Annotated in this window: 20 protein-coding genes; 7 read left to right on the top strand and 13 right to left on the bottom strand. The window is 68.4% G+C overall.

The window, feature by feature from the left end:
- Positions 1-6: 6 nt before the first annotated feature.
- The 10 genes from Q8O26_RS20240 to Q8O26_RS20285 all read right to left on the bottom strand — a co-directional run bounded on the left by Q8O26_RS20240 (position 7) and on the right by Q8O26_RS20285 (position 10771).
- Positions 7-603, bottom strand: coding sequence for a cysteine hydrolase family protein (locus Q8O26_RS20240; protein ID WP_305578951.1), 597 nt, complete (start codon positions 601-603; stop codon positions 7-9).
- On the bottom strand, positions 603-2648 hold the full coding sequence (locus tag Q8O26_RS20245) for a hydantoinase/oxoprolinase family protein (RefSeq protein WP_305578953.1): 2046 nt from the start codon (positions 2646-2648) through the stop codon (positions 603-605). Before Q8O26_RS20245 ends, Q8O26_RS20240 begins: the two co-directional genes overlap by 1 nt.
- The gene (locus tag Q8O26_RS20250; protein ID WP_305578955.1) at positions 2645-4297 is read right to left on the bottom strand and encodes a hydantoinase B/oxoprolinase family protein; all 1653 of its coding nucleotides are present in this window, start codon (positions 4295-4297) and stop codon (positions 2645-2647) included. Before Q8O26_RS20250 ends, Q8O26_RS20245 begins: the two co-directional genes overlap by 4 nt.
- Positions 4294-5178 (bottom strand): oxaloacetate decarboxylase, encoded by an 885-nt coding sequence (locus Q8O26_RS20255; protein ID WP_305578957.1) that lies wholly within the window; start codon positions 5176-5178, stop codon positions 4294-4296. The genes Q8O26_RS20250 and Q8O26_RS20255 overlap by 4 nt, the downstream gene beginning before the upstream one ends.
- Before the next feature lie 61 nt (positions 5179-5239).
- Positions 5240-5941, bottom strand: a complete 702-nt coding sequence (locus Q8O26_RS20260) for an ABC transporter ATP-binding protein (RefSeq protein ID WP_305578986.1) — start codon at positions 5939-5941, stop codon at positions 5240-5242.
- A 4-nt stretch (positions 5942-5945) separates the two neighbouring features.
- Positions 5946-6686, bottom strand: coding sequence for an ABC transporter ATP-binding protein (locus Q8O26_RS20265; protein WP_305578959.1), 741 nt, complete (start codon positions 6684-6686; stop codon positions 5946-5948).
- Positions 6686-7687: a branched-chain amino acid ABC transporter permease gene (locus Q8O26_RS20270; protein ID WP_305578961.1), complete on the bottom strand. Its 1002-nt coding sequence runs from the start codon at positions 7685-7687 to the stop codon at positions 6686-6688. Before Q8O26_RS20270 ends, Q8O26_RS20265 begins: the two co-directional genes overlap by 1 nt.
- Positions 7684-8565 (bottom strand): branched-chain amino acid ABC transporter permease, encoded by an 882-nt coding sequence (locus tag Q8O26_RS20275; protein ID WP_305578963.1) that lies wholly within the window; start codon positions 8563-8565, stop codon positions 7684-7686. Before Q8O26_RS20275 ends, Q8O26_RS20270 begins: the two co-directional genes overlap by 4 nt.
- A gap of 81 nt (positions 8566-8646) precedes the next feature.
- Entirely contained in the window at positions 8647-9864 is a 1218-nt protein-coding gene (locus Q8O26_RS20280; protein WP_305578965.1) for an ABC transporter substrate-binding protein, read from the bottom strand.
- Between the two features lie 100 nt (positions 9865-9964).
- The gene (locus Q8O26_RS20285; protein WP_305578967.1) at positions 9965-10771 is read right to left on the bottom strand and encodes a GntR family transcriptional regulator; all 807 of its coding nucleotides are present in this window, start codon (positions 10769-10771) and stop codon (positions 9965-9967) included.
- A 182-nt stretch (positions 10772-10953) separates the two neighbouring features.
- Between Q8O26_RS20285 and leuC the strand changes: the two genes are divergently transcribed.
- From leuC to Q8O26_RS20305, 4 genes are read left to right on the top strand one after another with little or no spacing between them, the layout of a single operon-like run.
- On the top strand, positions 10954-12351 hold the full coding sequence (gene leuC, locus Q8O26_RS20290; RefSeq protein ID WP_305578969.1) for a 3-isopropylmalate dehydratase large subunit: 1398 nt from the start codon (positions 10954-10956) through the stop codon (positions 12349-12351).
- Positions 12348-12929: a 3-isopropylmalate dehydratase small subunit gene (gene leuD / locus Q8O26_RS20295; protein ID WP_305578971.1), complete on the top strand. Its 582-nt coding sequence runs from the start codon at positions 12348-12350 to the stop codon at positions 12927-12929. Before leuC ends, leuD begins: the two co-directional genes overlap by 4 nt.
- Before the next feature lie 31 nt (positions 12930-12960).
- The gene (locus tag Q8O26_RS20300; RefSeq protein ID WP_305578973.1) at positions 12961-13215 is read left to right on the top strand and encodes a type II toxin-antitoxin system Phd/YefM family antitoxin; all 255 of its coding nucleotides are present in this window, start codon (positions 12961-12963) and stop codon (positions 13213-13215) included.
- Positions 13212-13466 (top strand): Txe/YoeB family addiction module toxin, encoded by a 255-nt coding sequence (locus tag Q8O26_RS20305; protein WP_305578975.1) that lies wholly within the window; start codon positions 13212-13214, stop codon positions 13464-13466. Before Q8O26_RS20300 ends, Q8O26_RS20305 begins: the two co-directional genes overlap by 4 nt.
- A gap of 4 nt (positions 13467-13470) precedes the next feature.
- Here the strand turns inward: Q8O26_RS20305 and Q8O26_RS20310 are convergent, their stop codons facing one another.
- Both Q8O26_RS20310 and tyrS read right to left on the bottom strand, forming a co-directional pair.
- Positions 13471-14088, bottom strand: a complete 618-nt coding sequence (locus tag Q8O26_RS20310; protein WP_371134612.1) for a glutathione S-transferase family protein — start codon at positions 14086-14088, stop codon at positions 13471-13473.
- A gap of 4 nt (positions 14089-14092) precedes the next feature.
- Positions 14093-15346 carry a tyrosine--tRNA ligase gene (gene tyrS, locus Q8O26_RS20315; RefSeq protein ID WP_305578977.1) on the bottom strand — a complete coding sequence of 418 codons (1254 nt, stop codon included), beginning with the start codon at positions 15344-15346 and terminating at the stop codon, positions 14093-14095.
- Between the two features lie 98 nt (positions 15347-15444).
- On the opposite strand from tyrS, the gene Q8O26_RS20320 reads away from it, so the two are divergent.
- Together Q8O26_RS20320 and Q8O26_RS20325 are read left to right on the top strand one after the other, a co-directional pair.
- On the top strand, positions 15445-16536 hold the full coding sequence (locus tag Q8O26_RS20320) for an anhydro-N-acetylmuramic acid kinase (RefSeq protein WP_305578979.1): 1092 nt from the start codon (positions 15445-15447) through the stop codon (positions 16534-16536).
- A gap of 44 nt (positions 16537-16580) precedes the next feature.
- Positions 16581-16898 carry a rhodanese-like domain-containing protein gene (locus Q8O26_RS20325; RefSeq protein ID WP_305578981.1) on the top strand — a complete coding sequence of 106 codons (318 nt, stop codon included), beginning with the start codon at positions 16581-16583 and terminating at the stop codon, positions 16896-16898.
- A 32-nt stretch (positions 16899-16930) separates the two neighbouring features.
- Here the strand turns inward: Q8O26_RS20325 and Q8O26_RS20330 are convergent, their stop codons facing one another.
- On the bottom strand, positions 16931-20476 hold the full coding sequence (locus Q8O26_RS20330; RefSeq protein ID WP_305578983.1) for a DUF3971 domain-containing protein: 3546 nt from the start codon (positions 20474-20476) through the stop codon (positions 16931-16933).
- A gap of 284 nt (positions 20477-20760) precedes the next feature.
- On the opposite strand from Q8O26_RS20330, the gene bcp reads away from it, so the two are divergent.
- The gene (gene bcp / locus Q8O26_RS20335) at positions 20761-21225 is read left to right on the top strand and encodes a thioredoxin-dependent thiol peroxidase (RefSeq protein ID WP_305578985.1); all 465 of its coding nucleotides are present in this window, start codon (positions 20761-20763) and stop codon (positions 21223-21225) included.
- Positions 21226-21320: the final 95 nt, after the last annotated feature.

Genomic DNA, 21320 nt, shown 5'->3' on the forward strand with positions numbered 1-21320 from the left:
GGGTCCTCACCCGCCAATCTCCGCAATCAGCTCGGCCACGGTGGCGATCCGCGCCACCGGCTTCAACCCGGCGATCGCCTCGTCATGGACCTTCGGCGAGAAAGCGGCGCAGCCATCGGCGATGACGGTCACGTGGAAGTCGCGGACATGGGCGTCGCGCACCGTCGAGGCGACGCCGCCATTGGTGACGATGCCGCAGGCGAGAAGCGTCTCGATGCCAGCCTTCTTCAGCACCCATTCGAGCCGCGACATGTAGAAGGCGGAATAGGCGACCTTCTCCACCTTGATGTCGACGGGCTGCAGCGCATCCACCGTGTCGTGGCCCCAGGAGCCGGGCACGAAGTCGCCCTTCGCGAGGAAGGGACGGAGCTGCTTCAGGTGGTCGGAGATGAAGGGCTCGCCGCCCTTGCCAGGCACCAGGGTAAAATGGGTCGAGACGATCCAGCCGCCCCTGGCCCGGATCAGATCCGCCAGCGGCTTCAGGCGCTCGGGGAGCGCGGCGATCTCGGGTGCGGACTGCCGCGCCCGGCCATAGGCGCCGTCGGGGTGGAGGAAGTCGTTCTGCAGGTCGCAGACGAGCAGCGCGGTACGGGCGAGATCCATCAGGCGCATTCCAGCACGAGGTTGCCGAAGCGGTCGACGCGCGCCCGCTGGCCGGGCGGCACGAGAATCGTGGCGTCGGGCTGTTCGAGTACGGCCGGGCCCTCCACCACGGCCTCGACCGGCAGGTCGAGGCGGGAGAAGACCGCCGTCTCGCGCCAGCCGCCGAACCAGACGGACCGGCTGCCGGTGCGCGCCTTGGCCCAAGAGGCGGAGGCCTCCGGCGCCAGCGCTGCGAGGTCGATGGCCGGACGGCGGCCGATGGCGGTGGTCCTGAGGTTGACGATGCGGATTCCGAGGCCCGGCAGCAGGCGGGAAAAGGCCCGCGAATAGGCTGCCTCGAAGGCCTTGCCGACGATGGCCGCGGTGATGCCGGTGCGGCCCTCGGTCAGTGTCACCGGCAGCGGCACGGCGACAGTATGGGTCTGACCGAGATAGTGCATGTCGAGCTCATAGGTGACGTCGATCCGCTCGACGGTGAGGCCGGCGCCGGCGACAACGGCATGGGCGGCGGCCCCCTCCTCCGCCATGCGGCGGTCGAGGGCTCCCGCGTCGAGGCTGCCAAGGACGAGGTTCAGTGTCTGCACCTGGTCGTGGCGGATATCGGCCATGACGCAGCCCATGGCCGAGGTGACACCGGGAAATCGCGGCACCAGCGCCGCTTTTAGGCCGATATCGGCGATCAGCGCGCCGGCATGCAGCGCGCCGCCGCCGCCGAAGGGCACGAAGGCGAAAGTCCCGGGATCGTGGCCGCGCTCCACCGAGACAAGGCGGATGGCGCCGGCCATACGCGCATCGGCGATGCGCACGACCGCCTCGGCCGCCGCTTCCGGCGTGAGGCCGAGCGGTTCGCCGACATGGCGGGCGAGCGCCCGCCGCGCCGCCTCGACGTCGAGCCGCTGGAGCTTGCCGCCGATGGGACGATCGGCATTGATGCGGCCAAGGACGATGTTCGCGTCGGTGAGCGTCGGGCGGTCGTTGCCCTGGCCATAGGCGACGGGACCCGGGCGCGAGCCCGCGCTTTCGGGCCCGACCTCGAGAAAGCCGCCGCGGTCGACGCGGGCGATGGAGCCGCCCCCGGCGCCGATCGTGGTGATCTCGATCATCGGCGAGCGGATGACGAGGCCGAAATCGATGGTGGTCTGGGCGGCCAGCGCGGCCTCGCCGCCGGCGATCAACGACACGTCGAACGATGTGCCGCCGAGATCGCCGGTGATGATGTCGGGATAGCCGGCAGCGGTGGCGATGGCCGCCGCGGCGATGACGCCGGCAGCAGGGCCGGAGAGAGCGGTGCGCACCGGCAGGCGTCGGGCGGTCGCCGTCGACATGACGCCACCGTTGGACTGGACGATGTGGAAGGCGCCGGCAAAGGCCTCGCCCGCCAGCGCCGCTTCCAGCTTGGCGAGATAAGAGCCGACCACGGGCTGCAGATAGGCGTTGAGGGCGGTGGTCGAGGCGCGCTCGAACTCGCGGATCTCCGGCAGGATCTCGGAAGAGACCGAGACATGTTCGTTCGCCCAGACGGCGCGGGCGGCCGCGGCCGCGGCCCTCTCGTTGGCGGGATTGGCATAGGCGTTGACGAAGACGACGGCGAGCGCCGTCGCGCCCGCGGCGACCAGGGCCCGCGCCGCGGCGGCGACCTCCGCCGGGTCCACCGCCTGGCGCACGGTGCCGTCGGCCAGGGTCCGCTCGGCCACCTCGACGCGCAGGTCCCGGTCGGCGATGGGGGTGAAATCGCCCCACAGGCCCCAGGTGTTGCGGCGGTCGCGGCGGCGCATTTCGAGAACGTCGCGGAAGCCGGCCGTGGTGATAACGCCGATGCGCGCGCCCTTGCGCTCCAGCAGGGCGTTGGTGCCCACCGTCGTGCCATGGACGATGGATCCGAGGTCGGACAATGCGCCGAAGGTCTTCAGCCCCTCCAGAAACCCGACCGCCTCGTCGCCGCGGTTGGACGGGACCTTGGCGGTGCGGAACGTGCCGGTCGCCTCGTCCAGGAAGAACAGATCGGTGAAGGTGCCACCGACATCGACGCCGACGAGGGTGGTCATGCCTTCGCTCCGGTCACATAGCCGAGCCGATGATCGCGCGCGGTCGCCGCCGGATCGCGCCCGGCGGGATCGCCGAAGCCGCCGCCGCCCGGCGTCTCCAGCCTGACACGGCCGCCCTGGCCGAGCTTCACCCCGGTGACCTTGGAGGCCATCGGCGGGGTCCCGGTGACGCCGCCATCGGTCCACGTGAACCGGTTGAGAGCCCCCTCCCCGCCGCCATTGACGCCGAAGGGCGCAAAGCGGCCGCGTTCGCCGAGCAGGAAGACGTCGGCCCCGCGCGGGTCCAGCACCTCGATCTCGTAGATGGCACCGAGGCCGCCGCGATGGGCGCCCAAGCCAGCAGAATCGGGCCGCAGCGCCCATTGCGTGAACAGGATGGGATAGGCGGCCTCGAGGATCTCCACCGGCGGCATGGTGGCGGTCGAGATCGGGTTGTTGGCGTGGTTGAGCCCGTCGCTTTCGGGATTGCCGCCGAGACCGCCGCCGAAGAAGTTGAACATCACCCAGCGGCTGCCGTCGGCGCGGTGGCCAGCCATGGACAGGGCGTTGATCGTGCCGAAGGGGCCGGCGGTGGCGCGATCGGGCACGGCCTTCGCGAGGGCGCCGAAGACGACGCCGATGAGGCGGAGGATCGTCTCCGTATAGCCGGCCATCGGCTTGGGCGCCCCGGCGCCCAGCAGGGTCGTGCCCGGCACCACGAAGGTGATGGGCTTGAGGCAGCCCGCATTGGCCGGCACATCCGTGAAGACGTGCTTGAGGGCGACATAGCAGGCCGCGATCGTCGTCGGCACGGAGATGTTGATCGGGCCGGCGCAGGGCGGCGAGGAGCGCGAGAAGTCGAGCACCATGGTCTCGCCGGCGATGGTGAGGTCAAGCGCTACCGTCAGCCGCGCGTCGACGATGCCGTCATTGTCGAGATAGTCCTCAAAGGCATAGGTGCCGTCCGGCAGCGCGGCGATCGCCTCGCGCATCAGCGCCTCGGCGCGGGCGGAAAAGGCGACGAAGGCCTGGTCGATGGTGGCGGCGCCATACTGGTCGAGGAGGGCGTTGAGCCTGATCTCGCCGAGGTCCAGCGCGTTGAGCTGACCGTTGAGGTCGCCCCAGTTCGAATTCGGCAGGCGGGAATTGGCGGCGAGGATGTCGAGTATGTCCTGCCGGGTTTCGCCAGCCGAAACGAGCTTCACCACAGGAATCAGCACGCCTTCCTGGAAACTCTCGGTCGCCACCGGATTGTAGCCGCCGGGCACGTTGCCGCCGATGTCCAGCCAGTGACCGGCCGAGGCGAGCCAACAGAACAGCGCCCCGTCACGGAAGACCGGACGTACAAGCCGGAAATCGTTGAGATGGGTGCCGCCGGCATAGGGGTCGTTGAAGATGAAGGTGTCGCCCGGGGAAAGCCCGCCCTGCGCCTTCACCTTGTCGATCACCGCCTTCACCGCAAAGGCCATGGCGCCGACGAAGATCGGCAGGCCCTTGGTGCCCTGGACCAGCGTGTCGCCGGTCTCGCGGTGGTAGAGGCCATGGCAGGCGTCGCGCGCCTCGGCGATGATCGGGTTGAAGGCGGAGCGGTAGAGCGTCGCGTCCATCTCGTCGGCGATCTGCTCCAGCCGCCCCTTGAGGACCGCGAGCGTGACGGGATCGAGCGTCATGCCCCGCCCCCGGCCGGGTCATAGCGCTTGCCCGCCTCCAGCAGCGCGGTGGTGCCGACCATGTCGGCGAGTTCGTCGAAGGAATACATCTCGTCGCGCACCGCATCGGAGGTGCCGTCGGCCCTGAGCGTGTCATAGAACCGGCGGGCAGTCTTCGCCATGGCCCGGACCACGCCGGCCGAAAAGACCACCAGGCTGTAGCCCATGGCCTCGAGGTCGCTCACCGGCGTCATCGGCGTGCGGCCGCCCTCGACCATATTGGCCATCAGGGGCCGGATATGACCGAGCCGCGTCGGGACAGCAGAGAGCTCCTCGCGGGTGCGCGGCGCCTCGACGAAAATGATGTCGGCTCCGGCCTCGGCATAGCGCTCGGCCCGTTCGAAGGCCCGCTCGAAGCCCTCAATGGCGCCGGCATCGGTGCGGCCGATGACGAGCATGCCATTGGCACGGGCGTCCACCGCCGCCTTGATCTTGCCAACCATGTCTTCCGTCGGCATCACGTCCTTGCCGCGAAGATGGCCGCAGCGCTTGGGGAAGGTCTGGTCCTCGATCTGGATGGCCGATGCCCCGGCCCGTTCGAAGACGCGGACGGTGCGCTGGACCGAGATGGCATTGCCGAAGCCGGTGTCGCCGTCGACGATCAGCGGCACGTTCACCTTGTCGGCGATGCGGGCAATGACGTTGCTCACCTCGGTCATGGTGGTGAGGCCGATATCCGGCATGCCGAGCTGCGTGTAGGCGATGCCGGCTCCGGTCAGGTAGAGCGCCTCGAAGCCGGCATCGACGGCGATCTGGGCGGTGAGCGGATCGACGACACCGGGCGCGACCAGCACGGGGCGCCGGTCGAGCCGGGCGCGCAGGATCTGGGCAGGGCTGGTCATCGGCAGTCTCCGGCAAGGCGCTTGGTCATGAAAGACATGGAAGGAAAGTTCCGGACCATCGTTACAGGCCCAGATAGGCGCGGCGCAGGTCGTCGCTGGCGGCGAGGTCAGTCGCCGTTCCGGACAGTGCGAAGATGCCGTTTTCCAGAATGAAGGCGCGGGAGGCAACCTCCAGCGACTGGACGACGTTCTGCTCGACAAGCAGGACAGCGAGCCCCTCGGCATGGATCTGCCGCACCAGGGTGAACATCTCCTCCACCAGCAGCGGCGAGAGGCCGAGCGAGGGCTCGTCGAGGATGAGGAGCTTCGGCTCGGCCATCATGCCGCGGCCGATGGCGAGCATCTGCTGCTCGCCGCCGGACAGCGTCCCGGCCAGCTGGCCGATGCGCTCGCGAAGGCGGGGGAAGGTGGAGAAGACCCGGTCGAGATTACCGGCGCGCGCCGCCTTGCCGCGCCGGTAGGAGCCGAGCACGAGGTTCTCGCGCACGGTCATGTTGGGGAAGATCTTACGGCCTTCAGGAACGTGGATCAGACCGCGCGCGACGATCTCGCCCGGGGTCGCCCGGGTGATGTCCTCGCCGAGGAAGCGGACTGTGCCGGACGTGGCGCGCAGGATCCCCGAGAGGACCATGTTCAGCGTCGTCTTGCCGACGCCGTTCGAGCCCAAGACGGCGACGATCTCGCCGGGTGCGACGCTCATCGACAGGCCGCGCAGGATTTCCGTCGCGCCATAGCCGGCGACGATATCCTCGACCGCCAGGATCGGCTCAGCCATGGGACGCCCCCTTCTGCAGGCGGCCGGCCGCGCCGTGGCCGAGATAGGCCTCGACGACGGCGGGATTGCCGACCACCTCGGCCGGCGTGCCGGCGCCGATGAGGCGGCCGTTGGCGAGGACATGGACATGTTCGCACAGGCTCATCACCGCCTGCATGACATGCTCGATCATCAGGATCGTCACCCCGGATTCACGGATCGACCGGATCACCGGGACGATGTCGCGGATTTCGGAAGGGTTGAGCCCGGCCAGCACCTCGTCGAGCAGAAGGAGGCGAGGCCCGGTCGCCAGCGCCCGGGCGAGTTCGAGCCGCTTGCGGCCGGCGACCGTCAGCGAGGAGGCCGGGCGCCCGAGATCGGTGAGGCCGACCCTGTCCGCCACCGCCTCGGCATGGGCCATGGCCTCGGCCCGGTGGGGACAGCGCAGATAGGCGCCGACCGCGATGTTCTCCAGCACCGACAGGCCGGCAAAAGGCTGGACGATCTGGAAGGTGCGGGCGATGCCGAGGACCGCGAGGCTTTCCGGCGTGCGGCCGGTGATGTCTGCGCCGGCGAAGAGCACGCGTCCGGCGCTCGGTGTCTGGAATCCGGAGATCAGCGTGAAGAGCGTGGTCTTGCCGGCGCCGTTCGGGCCGATGAGCCCGGTGATCGAGCCCTCGGGCACGGTGAGGCTGACGTCGCTGACGGCGACGAGCCCGCCGAACCGCTTGGTGAGGCCCTGAACTTCCAGCATCAGCGCCCTCCCCTGGTCCGCAGGAGGCCGATCAGGCCGCGCGGCGCGAAGGCGATGACGACGACCAGCAGCAGCCCGTAGACAACGAGGTCGACGCCCGGAACGGCGGAGCCGAAGGCCGCATGGATGACGGTCTTCGCCGCCTCGCCGAGTCCGATCAGCGCAACGGCGCCGATGAGCGGGCCGAAAACCGTGCCGATGCCGCCGACGATGGGCGCCAGCAGCGCCTCCACCGAGATCCAGGCGCCATAGGCGATGTTGGCGTCCACATAGAGGAACTTCTGGGTATAGAGCGCACCGGCCACGGCCGTGACGGCGGCCGAGAGCGTGATGGCCTTCAGCTTGACGGTCAGCGTGTCGACGCCGAGAGCGCGGGCGGCGTCCTCGTTTTCCCTGACAGCCACGAGCCAGGCGCCGAAGCGCGAGCGCTCTAGCAAGCGGTTGAGAATGAGCACGACAGCAACGAAGGCCAGTGCGAGGTAGAAGAATGCGGCGGGAGCGTCGAACTGCATCTGGCCGAAGCCGATGCGAAGCGGAACGAGCGTGCCGGCGGCGCCGCCGGTGATCGGGGTGGCATTGGCGAGGATGCGGAAGACCTCGGCGAAGGCGAGCGTGACCAGGGCGAAATAGGAACCGCGCAGGCGGGCGCGGAAGGCGAGCAGGCCGATCAACGCCCCGACCAGACCGCCGAGCGCCATGGCGAGCGGCAAGGCCACCCAGGCATTGACGCCGTAGCGGGTCTGCAGGACGGCCTGGGCATAGGCGCCGGTGCCGAAGAAGGCGGCGTGCCCGAAGGAGAACTGGCCGCCATAGCCGCCGGCGATGTTCCAGCCCTGTGCCGCCAGGGTGATGATCAGGATGAAGATCATCAGGTTGTAGAAGGTATTGGGTCCGGCGAAGAGGCCCGCCCCGACGAGGAGCGGCACGGCGAGCGGCAGCGCCGCAAGGGCGGCTATGGCGATGAGGATCGGGCGATAGGCTGCGAAGGTCCCGGAACTCATGCCTTCGCCCCGAACAGGCCGGTCGGGCGGAACAGCAGGACCAGGATGAAGATGAGGAAGATGCCGATCTGGCCGAGGCTTTCGCCGAGATAGAGACCTGACAGGCTCTCGACGACGCCGATGACGAGGCCGCCGACCAGCGCCCCGGCGATCGATCCCATGCCGCCGAGCACGACGACGGTGAAGGCAACGAGGACAAAGGCGTTGCCGACGCGCGGATTGACGTAGAAGGACGGCATGAGCAGGCAGGCGGCCACCGCCAGCGTCGCCGCACCGAGGCCGAAGGTGACGGCATAGATGTGGTTGACGTCGATGCCGACGAGGGAGGCGCCGAGCTTTTCCTTCGCCACCGCGCGGATCGCCTTGCCGGTGTCGGTGAGCGCGAGGATCGCCCAGAGCGCGGCCGCGACGATCAGCGCGACGCCGAAGCCGATGACGCGCGGCAGCGACAGGAGCGCGAAGCCGGTATCCACCACCGAGAAGGAATAGTCGAGGGTCAGCGTCCGCGTGTCGGAGCGGAAGATGGCGAGGAGCAGGTTCTCCAGCACGATCGACAGGCCGAGCGTCACCAGGAGGATGGCACCGTCGTCGTTGCGGCTCGCCGGCGAGATGACGAAGCGCTGCAGGCCGTAGCCGAAGGCGAAGAACAGCGGCGTCAGCGGCAGGATGGCGAGGTAGGGATCGATCCCGAAGCCGATATGGGCCACCAGGACGGCAAACATCGCCAGCGTCAGCATGGCGCCATGCGCGAAATTGATGATGTGGAGCACGCCGTAGACGAGCGTCAGGCCGAACGCGACGAGGGCGTAGACGGCGCCGGTGAGGAGACCGTTGAGCACGGCCTCAAGCACGATCTGCGGCGGATAAGATCTGAACACGGGAGACGAAACCTCACCGGCATGACGGACTCCGCGGCCGGCGATACGGCCGCGGAGCGGAAGGGGTGCAGGCTGCGACGGTCAGCCCGTGACGGGGAAGACGGCCTTGGCGTCGGCAAAGGTGTCTGGGAAGATCACCTTGATGTCGCCGTTCTGGACCTGGGTGTTGACCGGGGCGGCGGCGGTGTTCTGGCCGTTCTCGAACTTCGTCGGACCGTAGGGCATGATGTGGTCCGCGAAGGTGGAGGTGGCCATGGCTTCGATGATCTTGATGCGATCGCGCGAACCCGAACGCTCGATGGCATCGGCGACCAGACGCACCGATGAATAGTTCAGCGGCACGTTGTAGAGCCAGAAGCGGCCCGTCGCCTCGACCTGCCGGCGCAGTTCGGCCGTCTTCGGCTTGCGCGGATCGGCCCAGTGGTTGCAATCCATGACGTTGTTGGCAGCGTCGGGGAACTCCCGGACGAAGCGGAAGTTCGAGGCCGCACCGTTGAGCACCGCATAGATGCCCTTGGGGCGGATGCGCTGCTGCTGCATCGTCCGGGCGAGCAGCACGAATTCGCTGTAGTAGCTCGACGGGATGACGATATCCGGGTTGAGCGCCCGGATGCGCAGCGCGACATTGGACATGTCGCGGGCCGGCGTCGGATGCGGGATGGTCTCGAGGATCTGGAAGCCGAGCGCCGAGAGGCGGTCGTTCATCAGCTTGGCGAGGCCCGAGCCGAACAGGCCGTCCTCGTGGACCAGCACCACCGTCCGTGCCGGCTTGCCGGCGGCATCGTTGAGCTTCACCAGGTTGTCGATGGCGGCGCGGGTCACGGCGCCGAAGCCGGGGCCGAAGCGGAAGGTGTTCTTCAGGCCGCGCGAGACGATCTGGTCGGAGACGCCGACATCGACCGCATAGGCGATGTCATAACGGGATGCGGCCTGCGAGGCGGCGAGGCAGATCGGCGAGGCGAAGCCGCCGACGATGGCGGAAACGCCCTCGGCATGCATCTTCTCGACCTCCTGCGAGCCCGCCTCAGGGCTGGAGCGGGCATCGCCGAAGACCATCTCGATCATGGCGCCGCCGAGCGACTTGATGCCGCCGGACTTGTTGATGTCGTCGATGGCGAGCTGGGCGCCGAGGCGGCCATACTCGCCGTCCTGGGCGAGCGCACCGGTCACCGGCTGGAGGATGCCGAGCTTCACGGGGGCGGCCTGCGCCCGCACGAGGCCCGGTGCCGAGAGGATTGCGGCGCCAGCGGCGCCGGACTTCAGGAGGCTGCGTCGCGTCGTTTCATTCCAGGCGGTCATGGTCGCTGTTCTCCGTCTGTTACACTCTGAAAGACGACCGGCTTGGGCCGGTTCTTGTCGTTCTGCCGAAGCCGCCAGCCGTGAGGCTGGCGGGATCCTGTCAGTCGTTGGCGCCGGCGCCGTTGATGCCGACGCCCATGCGCAGCCGTTCCACCGGGGACCACAGCCTGTCGCCGCCGGAATCGATGCGGACCAGATCCATCTGGAAGGAGTAGCGGTCGGGCCGGTAGAAGGCCGTCAGATGCTCGATGCCGCGACGCTTCACGTCGAAGACGACGCGGTGCAACGAAAGCAGCGGCGCGCCGATGTCGACGCCGAGCGCCTCGGCGATGTCCGGACCGGCGAGAGCGGCGGAAATCGTCTGAGTGGCGCGATCGACCTTGACGCCGGAGCGCTCGATGAGGGTCAGCAGCGGCTGCACGCCGAGCTCCGCCTCGGTGAAGGTCGTGCCGATCCGCAGCGGCACGTAGGTGACGAGATAGGAGAAGGGCTCGCCGTCGATGATGCGCACGCGGACCGAGCGTTGTACCCGCTCGCCATTGTCGAGCTTCAGCGCCTCGGCGACTTCCGGTGTGGCTTCGACATAGCCGAACTGCAGAAGCCGTACATCGGTGGACCGGCCCATTTCGACCAGATGGGCCAGCGCGTTCGAGAGGTCTGCGACGATCGGCCGCTTGATCATCCGCGCCGTGATGAAGGTTCCGGCGCCCGGCCGGCGCGATATCAGCCCTTCACGCTCGAGCTCCGCCAGCGCCCGGCGAATTGTCACGCGCGAGACGTCGTGGAGATCCGCGAGGTCCGGTTCGGACGGCAGGCGGGTGCCCGGCGTCAGTTCCCCTGACGATATTCGGTCACGCAATGTCAGGTAGACCCGCCGCGTCTTGGATGTTTCGATGGCTTCAGCCATGAGCTCGCTCCCTCGCAGGCCGGTTGTCACACCGGGGCGCATTGGCGCAGACCCCTTTTTCGGCAGTGCGACGGTTTGCATTTGTCTGCCGGCCTGTTCGATGGATAGAGATAGAGAGTTTTCAAGATTTGTCTATCCTATGATACAATGTTGTCACGTCAAGCGTCGTCGTGGAGCGAAGAGTGCAATTGCCCGCCACCCTGTTCGACAGGCTCTGGGATCGTCACGTGGTGGCACGCCGGGCCGACGGCCTGTCGCTGTTGTGGATCGACCGCCATTTCGTCCATGAAGGCTCGCATCACGCCTTCGGACAGATCGCGGCACGGGGTGCGCCGGTGGCGCGGCCGGACCTCACCTTCGGTGTGGCCGATCACTATGTCCCGACGCGCGGCCGCGGCGGCCCCGTGCCGGACGCCTCCATCGCGCGGATGGTCGCGCAACTCGGCGCCAATACCGCCGCCCATCACATCACGCTGTTCGGGCTCGACGACAGGCGGCAGGGCATCGTCCATGTGACGGGAACCGAGCAGGGCCTGACCCTGCCGGGCCTGACCGTCGTCTGCGGCGACAGCCACACCTCCACCCACGGGGCCTTCGGCGCCTATGCCTTCGGGATCGGCGCCTCCGAGGTCGCCCATGTGCTGGCGACACAGACGCTGTGGCAGAAGAAGCCGAAGCGGATGCGGATCAGCGTCGAGGGCGAGACCGCGCCCGGCATCACCGCCAAGGACATCATGCTCACCGTCATTGCCGCCATCGGCGCCGACGGGGCAGCCGGCCATGCCATCGAATATGCCGGCTCGGCCATCCGTGCGCTGTCGATGGAGGGCAGGATGACCCTCTGCAACATGTCCATCGAGGCCGGCGGGCGCTGCGGGATGGTGGCGCCCGACGCCACCACCATCGCCTATCTCAAGGGCCGGCCCTTCGCACCCGAAGGGGCGCTGTGGGACATGGCGGTGGCGGACTGGGCCGGGCTCGTCAGCGACGCCGACGCCGACTTCGACCGCGAGGTGAGCCTCGCCGCGGCACAGATCGCACCGACCGTCACCTGGGGCATCAGCCCGGAACAGGCCCTGCCGATCGACGCCCACGTGCCAGATCCCGACCGCATCGCCGACCCGATCAAGGCGGCAGCGGCGCGCGACGCCATCGACTACATGGCCCTGACGCCTGGACAGGCGCTGCAATCGATCGCCATCGACCGGGTCTTCATCGGCTCCTGCACCAATGCGCGCATCGAGGATCTGCGCGCCGCGGCGCAGGTCCTCGCGGGCCGCAAGGCGGTGGTGCCGGGGCTCGTCTCGCCGGGCTCCTCGCTGGTCAAGCGGCAGGCCGAGGACGAGGGCCTCGCCCGCATCTTCACGGAGGCCGGGCTGGAATGGGTGGATTCGGGCTGTTCCATGTGTGTCGGCATGAATGGCGACATCGTCCAGCCGGGGGAGCGCTGCGCCTCGACCACCAACCGCAATTTCAAGGGCCGCCAGGGGCCGGGCGCGCGCACCCACCTGATGTCGCCGGCCATGGCAGCAGCAGCCGCGGTCACCGGTACGCTCACCGACGTCAGGCGGTTCGCATGAGGCCCTTCACAAGCGATACCGCCGCGATGCTGAAGCTGCCGGTGGCCAATATCGACACCGACCAACTGATTCCCGCGCGCTTCATGAAGGAGCCGCGCCAGCCGGAGGGCTATGGCCGCTTCCTCCTGCACGACCTCGCCGCCAAGGGCACGGCCCCCGCCCCTCGCGCCGGCCAGACCGTCCTCGTCGCGCGGCGCAATTTCGGCTGCGGTTCGTCGCGCGAGGCCGCGGTCTATGCGCTGGCGGATTTCGGCTTCCGCGCCGTCATCGCCCCGACCTTCGGTGACATCTTCGCGTCCAACTGCGTCAAGAACGGCGTCGTGCCGGCGACGGTGAGCGAGGAGGACGCGGAGAGGCTGCTCGATACGGCCAACCTGCCGGTCACCGTCGACCTCGCGGCGCTGACCATCGCCTGCGGCAATGTCGTGGTGCCCTTCACCATCGATCCGGTCTGGCGCACCCAGCTCCTCAACGGCTGGGACGACATCGACCTGACGCTCGCCGAAGGCGATGCCATCGCCGCCTTCACGGCACGCGATGGCGGCGCAAGGCCCTGGGCTGTGCCGCGGCGCGTTTGAGATTGCGTACGTTTTAGCGTACACTCATGCCATGCGCGTCAAGACCTCGACCGAACTCCGCAAGACACTCGCCGCCACGCTTGACCAGGTGACGGCGGACCATGCGCCGGTGCTGATCACCCGTGAGGGCGGAAAGCCTCCCGCGGTGCTGATCTCGCTGGAGGATTACACATCGATGGAGGAGACGACCTATCTCCTGAGGAGTCCGCGCAACCGCGAGGACCTGCTGGCTTCGATCGCCGAACTGGATGCGGGCCTCGGGGTCGTCAGGAAACTGGAGGAATGATCATCGCTTTCTCCCCGCGCGGTTGGGCTCACTACCGCTACTGGCAGGAGACGGATCGGAAGTTCCTGAAGAAGCTCAACAGCCTCATCGACGAGTGCACCCGGACGCCCTTCAGCGGCATCGGCAAGCCGGAGCCGCTGAAGAACGAGTTGCAGGGCTGGTGGTCGCGGCGGATCGACCAGGAACACCGCCTCGTCTACCGCGTGCGCGGCGAGGTGCTCGAGATCGCCCAGTGCCGCTACCACCACTGAGCGGTCACTCCCCCGCCAGCGCCGCCTTGACGGCCGGGCGCTCGCCCATGCGCTTCAGGTGGTCGGCGACGCGCGGGAACTGCGCCACGTCGACGCCGTCGCCCTCGAGCCAGCGCGTCACCGTGAAGAGATAGGCGTCGGCCACCGAATAGGCCTCGCCCATGACCCAGGGGCCGCGAAGGAACTCGTTCTCGATCAGGGTAAAGCTCGCCGCCATGGTCTCCGGCACCTTGCGGCGCATGTCGAGGAAGGAGCTCTCCTCCGTCGCCCAGCGCGCGCCCCGGTGCTTGTGGGCGTGGTTCACGTGGACGGTGGAGGCGAGATAGGCGTTGAAGGCCTGCATCTGCGCGAAGGCGAAGGGATCGCCGAGCGGCGCGATGTTCCTGTCAGGATGGCTCTGGGCGACGAAGGCGAGAATCGCGACATTCTCCGTCAGCACGCCGCGGTCTGTAACCAGGGCCGGGACGCGACCCTTGGGATTGACGGCGAGAAAGGCCGGCCTGGTCTGCTCGCCCGAGGCGAAGTCGACACGGACGGGCTCATAGGGGGCGTTCGCCTCCTCAAGCGCGATGCGCGAGGCCAGCGCGCAGGTCTTCGGGCCGTAGAAGAACTTCATCGTCATGGTCTCACCCTGCCTTCACCAGCACATGTTTCTTGCGGCCGAAGGACAGCTTGGCGACACCGTCCTTCAGGGCTGCCCCGGTCACCATCGCCTGGGCGTCGGTCACCGTCTCGTCGTTGAGCTTGAGTCCGCCGCCCTGGACCTGACGACGGGCCTCGCCATTGGAGGCGACGAGGCCGGCGCGAACGAACAGGCTGAGGATGCCGATGCCCGCGGCGAGCTCCGTGACAGGCACGGTCACCACCGGCAGGTCGTCGCCAAGCGCGCCCTGCTCAAAGGTCTTCATCGCCGTCTCGGCGGCGGCCTCGGCCACCTCGCGGCCGCGCACCAGGGCGGTCGCTTCCGTCGCCAGCACCTTCTTCGCCTCGTTGATCTCCGCGCCCTGAAGCGCGGCGAGGCGGTCGATCTCCGCCATTGGCAGCAGCGTGAACAGCTTGAGGAAACGGGCGACGTCGCTGTCCTCGGTGTTCCGCCAGAACTGCCAGTAATCGTAGTTGGACAGCATGTCGGCGTTGAGCCAGACGGCGCCCGCCGCCGTCTTGCCCATCTTGGCGCCGGACGTCGTGGTCAGCAGCGGGCAGGTCAGGGCATAGAGCTGATGGGTCCCCATGCGGCGGCCGAGATCGACGCCGGTGACGATGTTGCCCCACTGGTCGGAGCCGCCCATCTGCAGGTTGGTGCCGTAGCGGCGTGCCAGTTCGACGAAATCATAGGACTGGAGGATCATGTAGTTGAACTCGATGAACGAGAGCTCCTGCTCACGCTCCAGCCGCATCCGTACCGAATCCATGGTCATCATGCGGTTGATCGAGAAGTGCCGGCCGATGTCGCGCAGCATCTCGATGTAGTTGAGCCTGGTCAGCCACTCGGCGTTGTCGGGCATGATCGCATCGGTCTTGCCGTCGCCGAAGGTGAGCAGCTTGGCGAAGACGCCCTTCAGCGCGTCCTTGTTGGCGTTGATGTCCTCGATGGAGAGGATCTTGCGCGTCTCGTCGCGGCCCGAGGGGTCGCCGACGCGGGTCGTGCCGCCGCCCATGAGCGTGATCGGCTTGCCGGCACCGGTGGCCTGCATCCAGTGCAGCATCATGATCGACAGGAGATGCCCGACATGGAGCGAGGGCGCCGTGCAGTCATAGCCCACGTAGGCGACGACATCCCCCTTGGCCGCCAGGGCGTCGAGACCCTGCATGTCGGAACACTGGTGGATGAACCCGCGCTCGGTGAGAATGCGCAGGAAGTCGGAGCTGGGGGCGGTCATGATCTTTCCAACGAGAGCTGAGGCCGGGACTTAACCCCGGAGGAGGCGCGGTGTAGCAGAAGCGGGCACCCATTTCACCCTTCGAATCGGCGGGACTCATGCGCGCCATCGGCCTGATGTCGGGAACCTCCATGGACGGCGTCGATGTGGCGCTGGTCGAGACCGACGGCGAGACCATCGGCGGCTTCGGCCCGACCGGCTATCGCGCCTATAGCGAAGACGAGCGGGCGCTGCTGCGCGCCGCGCTGAAGGAGGGGGCGCAGCTCACCGACCGGACGCAGCGCACGCCCCTCCTCGCCCGCGCCGAGGCCCTCGTCACCCGCGCCCATGCCGAGGCGGTCGAGCTGTTCCTCGAACGGAACGGCCTCGCCCGCGGCGATATCGGCGTCGTCGGCTTCCACGGACAGACGGTGCTGCACCGCCCGGCGATCGGACTGACCGTGCAGATCGGCGACGGCGAGGCGCTGCGCCAGCGGCTGGGCATTCCCGTCGTCTATGATCTTCGCCAGGCCGATGTCGCGGCCGGCGGCCAGGGCGCGCCACTCGTGCCGGTCTTCCACCGGGCGCTGGCGGCGCAGGCCGCCCTCCCCCGCCCGCTCGCCGTCGTCAACATCGGCGGCGTCGCCAATGTCACTTTGATCGGCGAGGACGAGGCGCTGCTCGCCTTCGACACCGGGCCGGGCAATGCGCTGGTCGACGACTGGATGGGCGAGCGCACCGGCGCGCGCATGGATGCCGGCGGCACCGCCGCGGCGCGCGGCCGGCCGGACGAGGCCCTTGTCGCCTGGCTCATGGTCCATCCCTTCTTCGCCAAGCCGCCGCCGAAGTCGCTCGACCGCAACGCCTTCGCCTTCTCCATCGTCGGCAATGTCGCGACGGAGGACGGGGCCGCGACGCTGACGGCCTTTACCGCCCGCTCCATCGCCCGCGCCGCCGATTTCATGCGCAAGCCGCCGGTGCTGTGGATCGTCTGCGGGGGCGGGGCCAGGAACCCGGAACTGCTGCGCCTCCTCGCCCATGTCACCGGCGCCGAAGTGCGCACCGGCGAGGATATCGGCTGGTCGTCGGATTTCCTCGAGGCCCAGGCCTTCGCCTATCTGGCGGTCCGGAGCCTGAAGGGCCTGCCGCTGACCTATCCCTCAACGACGGGAGTGAAGGCGCCGGTCACTGGCGGGATCGTCCTCGCCTAGGCCATACTGTCAGCACCCCCGACTCAACCGAGCCGAGACCTCCTATGCCTGTCCATGACCTCTCCACCGACGACGTCGCCCGCGGGCTCTCCGACGGCTCGATCCTGCTGATTGACGTGCGCGAGCCGCATGAATTTCAGATGGCGCATATTCCGGGGTCGCTGAACCTGCCGCTCTCCAGCTTCGATCCGCGCGCCATACCTGAGCCGGATGGCAAGCGCGTCGTGTTCATGTGCGCCGCCGGCATGCGGTCGCTGCAGGCGTCGGAGATCGCGCAGAGTTCCGGCAAGCCCTACGACGCGCATCTGGAAGGCGGCATCAAGGGCTGGGTGATGGACGGGCAGGACATCGCGCGCAGCTGATCGGGCGCCCTGTCTCGTGGACGCCCGGCCGGTCAGCGCTGGGCGGCGTCGCCCTGCATCGGAGGCGGTGTGCCCGAGGCGGCGCCACGGAACTCGAACATCTTGCGCAGGAAGCCCGGCGTCACCGCCGACAGGGGATTGATGGTCAGGCGCGGTGCGCTGACCGCTCCGGCGATCTGGTAAGTGATACCGAAGACACCTTCGTCGGGCGCACCGCCGAGGAAGAAGCCGAGGACCGGGATGCGCGCGAAGATGTTGTTCAGCGCATAGGCCGGCACATAGGTGCCGCGAAGCAGCAGACGATCCCGACCCGGATCGAACTCGCCCTCCACCGTCGCGCCGATCGCCACACCCCAGAGCAGGCCGTCGGAGACCGACACCTTGCCGGCGGCGCGGGCGAAATTGGCGCGCAGCCTGGAGAAGGCGAAGGCGTCGTTCGGCTGCTGTTGCTGGCGCGAGGCGTTGGGCGCAGTGCCGGCGGCCGCGACCATGCCGGAAATCGCCTGATCGCCGCGGATGCGGAAATCGGTGATCTCGACGCTGCCCTCGCGGATGTTCCCGTTCGGCTGCGGCGGGGTCATGATCAAGGCCAGCGTGCCGCCCTGGAGCGCGCGGTAGATGTCGAGGAAGCGCAGGAGGGAGCCGGCATCGCCGGAACTGACCGCCAGCCGCTGCGCATTGCCCTGGCCGCGCTGCTCGATGGCGAAGGGCGCATCGCGGCCGACACGACCCGACGCGGTCAGCGAGCGGATCGTCTGGCCCTGGCGGACCATGCGCATTTCAAACTGCCGGATCACCTCGCCGTTGCCGCCGACCACGGCATTGGCCTTGAAGTCGATGTCGAGTTCGGTGGCCGGCGTGCCGCTCGAGGCCAATGCTCCCGGACGCACCGGCTCGGACAGGGACTTGATCAGGTGACGGGCATCGATCATCTCGCCACGACCCGTGACGCGGTGGCCGGCCCCGGTGCGCTCGACGCGAATGTTCATCCGGTCGCCGTCGGAGAGGTTATAGGCCGGGAACACCCCGCCGACGAGGCCGCCCTTGTCGTCGAAGGTGGCCGAGCCGCGAACAAGAACGCCGCGGCTTTCCACGACGAGGTCCTCGAGCTTCCAGCCGTCGTCGCCCTCTACGGCGACGAAGCGGGCCTTGGCCGCCTGTCCCCGCGGTTTGCTCCATCCGGGAAGAAGATCGGAGAGGGTCGCCGGCCCGAGATCGACCTCGACATTGTAGCGGCCGGACTCCTCGCCCACCGTCACCACCCTGACGGGGGTGGGGCCGACGATGCGCGAGCCGATATTGAGGCCGAGCCGGGAGCGTCCGCGATCGTCCAGCGTCGCCGTCAGCCGGATCTCGGGCTTCGCGTCGGGGCGGGGCTTGCGGTACTCAAAATTGGCCTGGGCACCGCCCAGCACGCCCTGCCCACGCATGGTGAGGCTGCGCGGCGTCGTCAGCACCTTGAAGACGGCGCGCTCGACGCGCATCTCGCCGAAAGCATTGTCGGCGGAAAAGCCGGTGAAATCGGCATCGACGACATAGTCGATCAGATTGGCCTGGAAGGTCTCGGTCAGCGGCACGTTGACAGTGACCTGAGCCGTCACGGCGCCCTCGACCTTGCCGGTGGGGAGCGTCGGACCCGTTGCGGCCCCCTTGAAGGCCTGCTCGCCGAGAAGCGCGAAGGCGGCGGACGCCGCGCCCTGAAGGCGGAACTTCGTCACGGATTGCGGCGGCTGGATCCGGTGGTCAAGGATTTCGAACGTGCCCTGGGTGAGTGTCAGCTTCTGGCCCGTCGCCGGCTCGATGCTGCCGCGCTGAACGGTGAGGCTGGCCATCTGGCCGTCGACGTCGAGATCGAGATCGGCCTCCTTCAGCGGCGACATGCCCGGCATGACCCGCAGGGACGTGCCGCGGAGTTTCGAGCGCACTGACAGCGCGTCCTTCTCCAGCACCCATTGCTTGGTGGCGAGCAGGCCGGCCGGGATCGCCATGCGAATGTTCGTGTCCTCGGTGGTCCCGCCGTGCATGTTGTCGGCGACCCAGTCGCGCGCATGGGGGTTGGAGGCGCGCGGCCAGAGCGACAGAGCGGTCGCCAGCGGCATCCGCCCGGCAGAGATGTCGAGATCGATGGCGGGCGACCCGTCGGAAAAGGTCAGTTTGCCGGCAATCTTCGCCAGCGGCTCGGCGCCCTGGTCGACGGTCAGGCCGTCGAGGGCCAGCGTGCGGGTCGCGGGGTCGAAGACGAACCGGGCGCCGCTGACGTTGATCGGCACCGGCGGCTCGTGCGGATTGAGCACCGAGGTCACGGCCTGCAGGGCCCGCAACTCGACCACGAAGGGCTCGCCGCTGCGCGCCGGGGGAGTCACCACGCCGTTGAGCGAGGCCCTGTTGTCGCCGGCCACAACCTCGACCCGGTCGACGACGAGCCCGGGCGCCCGGGTGTCCCAATGGACGTCGGCGGCAACGCTGTCGATGGCGATGCGCATGGCTTCGTCGTTGACGTCCCCGACCTTGCCAGCGCCCATGGTGACGCGGCCGTTGAAGGCGACGGGGTCGCCGTCCTCGCCGACCGTGGCCCTGAGGGTGCCGGATATCGGCGTATCGGCGAAGACGACCTGTGGCCCCTGGAGGGCTAGCGAAAGGTCGCGCGGAGCCATGTCACGCATCGACAGGTCGATGACCCGGCGACCCGTGGCATCGCGCGGTGTGACGATGGCGGTCGAGGTCCAGCGGGCGCCGGAGCCAGACGCGTCCAGCTCGACGGACAATCCGCCAGTGGCCGGCACGGTGAGATCGAGATCGATGCCGGCGAAGACGAAGCGCCTGCCGGAGCGCACATCGTCGACGATCACCGTGCCGTTGCGCAGGCCGAAGCCGGCGAGGCGATGGCCGTCGAGCCCGGACTTCTCGATCAGGTCGAGCCAGATGCCGAGGCGTCGGAACGGCGACATTTCCGGCTCGGGCAGGGTCGAGGTGAGCTCGGCGGGCGGGGACGCTCCGGCGGCGGACGGTTCGGTGACGCGGCCTTCTTCGGGAATCTGGGTGCGGAACCGCCCGGCGGCGAGGGCGATCTGGCCGTCCTCGCCGACCTTCAGGGCCACCGAGGCGCCGACGAGATCGATCCGGCGAATCGAGGGGCGGCCGAGAAGCGGCAGCGAATCGAGCCCGAGCGCGACACGCGGCATGGAGGCGACGCGCCGGCCGTCGCCGTCGTGGACGACCACATCACGGGCCTCGATCTCGACGTTGCCGCTGCCGTCACGCACGATCACCGCGGCGCCGATGGTCACGGTGCGGCCGTCGCCGAGCTGGTCGGAGAGTGAACGCGCGATCCACGGGGTCACCATGTCGAGACCCATTCCGCCGCGCTGGATCTGCCAGGCGAGGAAGAGCAAGGGACAGACGATCAGCAGGAAGAGGCCGGCGATCGCCCCCGTGCAGACCCGGCGGCGGGTCGACCAGCAGGACGGCGCACCACCAAAAATGCGGCTCAGGAAGGCCGGCACGCGGCGGTTAGCCCACCAGCCGGCAAAGGCCCGCGCCGAGCCCCGCCCCCACCCGCGCGCGCGGGTGGCGGTCAAGGTCGTGTCGCACGGAGCCCGGCCCTGGTCGGGGCGCCAATCCATTCCCTCTCCATCTCTCTTCCAGGCCTCGTTGGCCCGGGACCTGCACGCGACACGGCGCGTTCCGGCACTGTGGTCCGATCCGGCTTAACCGAATGTTAGGCACGGTTCCATGGGGGCGGCGCTGCCATCCACGCCCCATTCACGCATTTTCAAGGCGGGGGCGAGCGAAAATCCATTGATCTTTAGCAAGCGTATGATCGAACGTTCCTATTGGGCAAAACCGACGAAAGGATGGCGTGATGGGGCTGAATGTGGGGGACAAGGCGCCGGATTTCTCGGTGGCGGGGGACCGCGGCGCCGTCGTCGATCTCGCCGCCCTGAAGGGCCGCAAGGTGGTGGTGTATTTCTATCCGAAGGCCGATACGCCCGGTTGCACGCAGGAGGCGAAGGATTTCACCGACCTGAAGGCGGCGTTCGAGGCTGCTGGCACGACCGTCATCGGGATGTCCCGCGACCCCGCCAAGGCCCTCGACAAGTTCCAGGCCAAGCACGGCCTCGGCGTCGCGCTCGGTTCCGACGAGGACGGCCGGGTGGTAGAAGCCTATGGCGTCTGGGTCGAGAAGAGCATGTATGGCAAATCCTACATGGGCATCGAGCGCGCCACCTTCCTGATCGATGCGGAGGGCAAGATCGCCCGCATCTGGCCGAAGGTGAAGGTCAAGGACCACGCGGCCGAGGTGCTGGCGGCGGCGCAGGCACTCTGAGGCCGCCCGGCGGCGGCCTCGCCTGCCCCTGGGTCATCTTCGCGTCCCTGCGCACGGTTCGTTAACCTTAATGCGCGGTAATGCAGCGTCTCGTT

The organism is Phreatobacter sp., from assembly GCF_030691135.1.
Classification (GTDB): domain Bacteria; phylum Pseudomonadota; class Alphaproteobacteria; order Rhizobiales; family Phreatobacteraceae; genus Phreatobacter.

Excerpts from the sequence above, each read along its gene's own strand:
- Q8O26_RS20255 (WP_305578957.1), bottom strand. The coding sequence starts at position 5,178 with ATGACCAGCCCTGCCCAGATCCTGCGCGCCCGGCTCGACCGGCGCCCC.
- Q8O26_RS20320 (WP_305578979.1), top strand. The coding sequence starts at position 15,445 with ATGCGCGCCATCGGCCTGATGTCGGGAACCTCCATGGACGGCGTCGAT.
- Q8O26_RS20310 (WP_371134612.1), bottom strand. The coding sequence starts at position 14,088 with ATGACGATGAAGTTCTTCTACGGCCCGAAGACCTGCGCGCTGGCCTCG.
- tyrS (WP_305578977.1), bottom strand. The coding sequence starts at position 15,346 with ATGACCGCCCCCAGCTCCGACTTCCTGCGCATTCTCACCGAGCGCGGG.
- leuD (WP_305578971.1), top strand. The coding sequence starts at position 12,348 with ATGAGGCCCTTCACAAGCGATACCGCCGCGATGCTGAAGCTGCCGGTG.
- Q8O26_RS20240 (WP_305578951.1), bottom strand. The coding sequence starts at position 603 with ATGGATCTCGCCCGTACCGCGCTGCTCGTCTGCGACCTGCAGAACGAC.
- Q8O26_RS20245 (WP_305578953.1), bottom strand. The coding sequence starts at position 2,648 with ATGACCACCCTCGTCGGCGTCGATGTCGGTGGCACCTTCACCGATCTG.
- Q8O26_RS20300 (WP_305578973.1), top strand. The coding sequence starts at position 12,961 with ATGCGCGTCAAGACCTCGACCGAACTCCGCAAGACACTCGCCGCCACG.
- Q8O26_RS20280 (WP_305578965.1), bottom strand. The coding sequence starts at position 9,864 with ATGACCGCCTGGAATGAAACGACGCGACGCAGCCTCCTGAAGTCCGGC.
- Q8O26_RS20250 (WP_305578955.1), bottom strand. The coding sequence starts at position 4,297 with ATGACGCTCGATCCCGTCACGCTCGCGGTCCTCAAGGGGCGGCTGGAG.
- Q8O26_RS20305 (WP_305578975.1), top strand. The coding sequence starts at position 13,212 with ATGATCATCGCTTTCTCCCCGCGCGGTTGGGCTCACTACCGCTACTGG.
- Q8O26_RS20270 (WP_305578961.1), bottom strand. The coding sequence starts at position 7,687 with ATGAGTTCCGGGACCTTCGCAGCCTATCGCCCGATCCTCATCGCCATA.
- Q8O26_RS20285 (WP_305578967.1), bottom strand. The coding sequence starts at position 10,771 with ATGGCTGAAGCCATCGAAACATCCAAGACGCGGCGGGTCTACCTGACA.
- bcp (WP_305578985.1), top strand. The coding sequence starts at position 20,761 with ATGGGGCTGAATGTGGGGGACAAGGCGCCGGATTTCTCGGTGGCGGGG.
- Q8O26_RS20325 (WP_305578981.1), top strand. The coding sequence starts at position 16,581 with ATGCCTGTCCATGACCTCTCCACCGACGACGTCGCCCGCGGGCTCTCC.
- Q8O26_RS20265 (WP_305578959.1), bottom strand. The coding sequence starts at position 6,686 with ATGCTGGAAGTTCAGGGCCTCACCAAGCGGTTCGGCGGGCTCGTCGCC.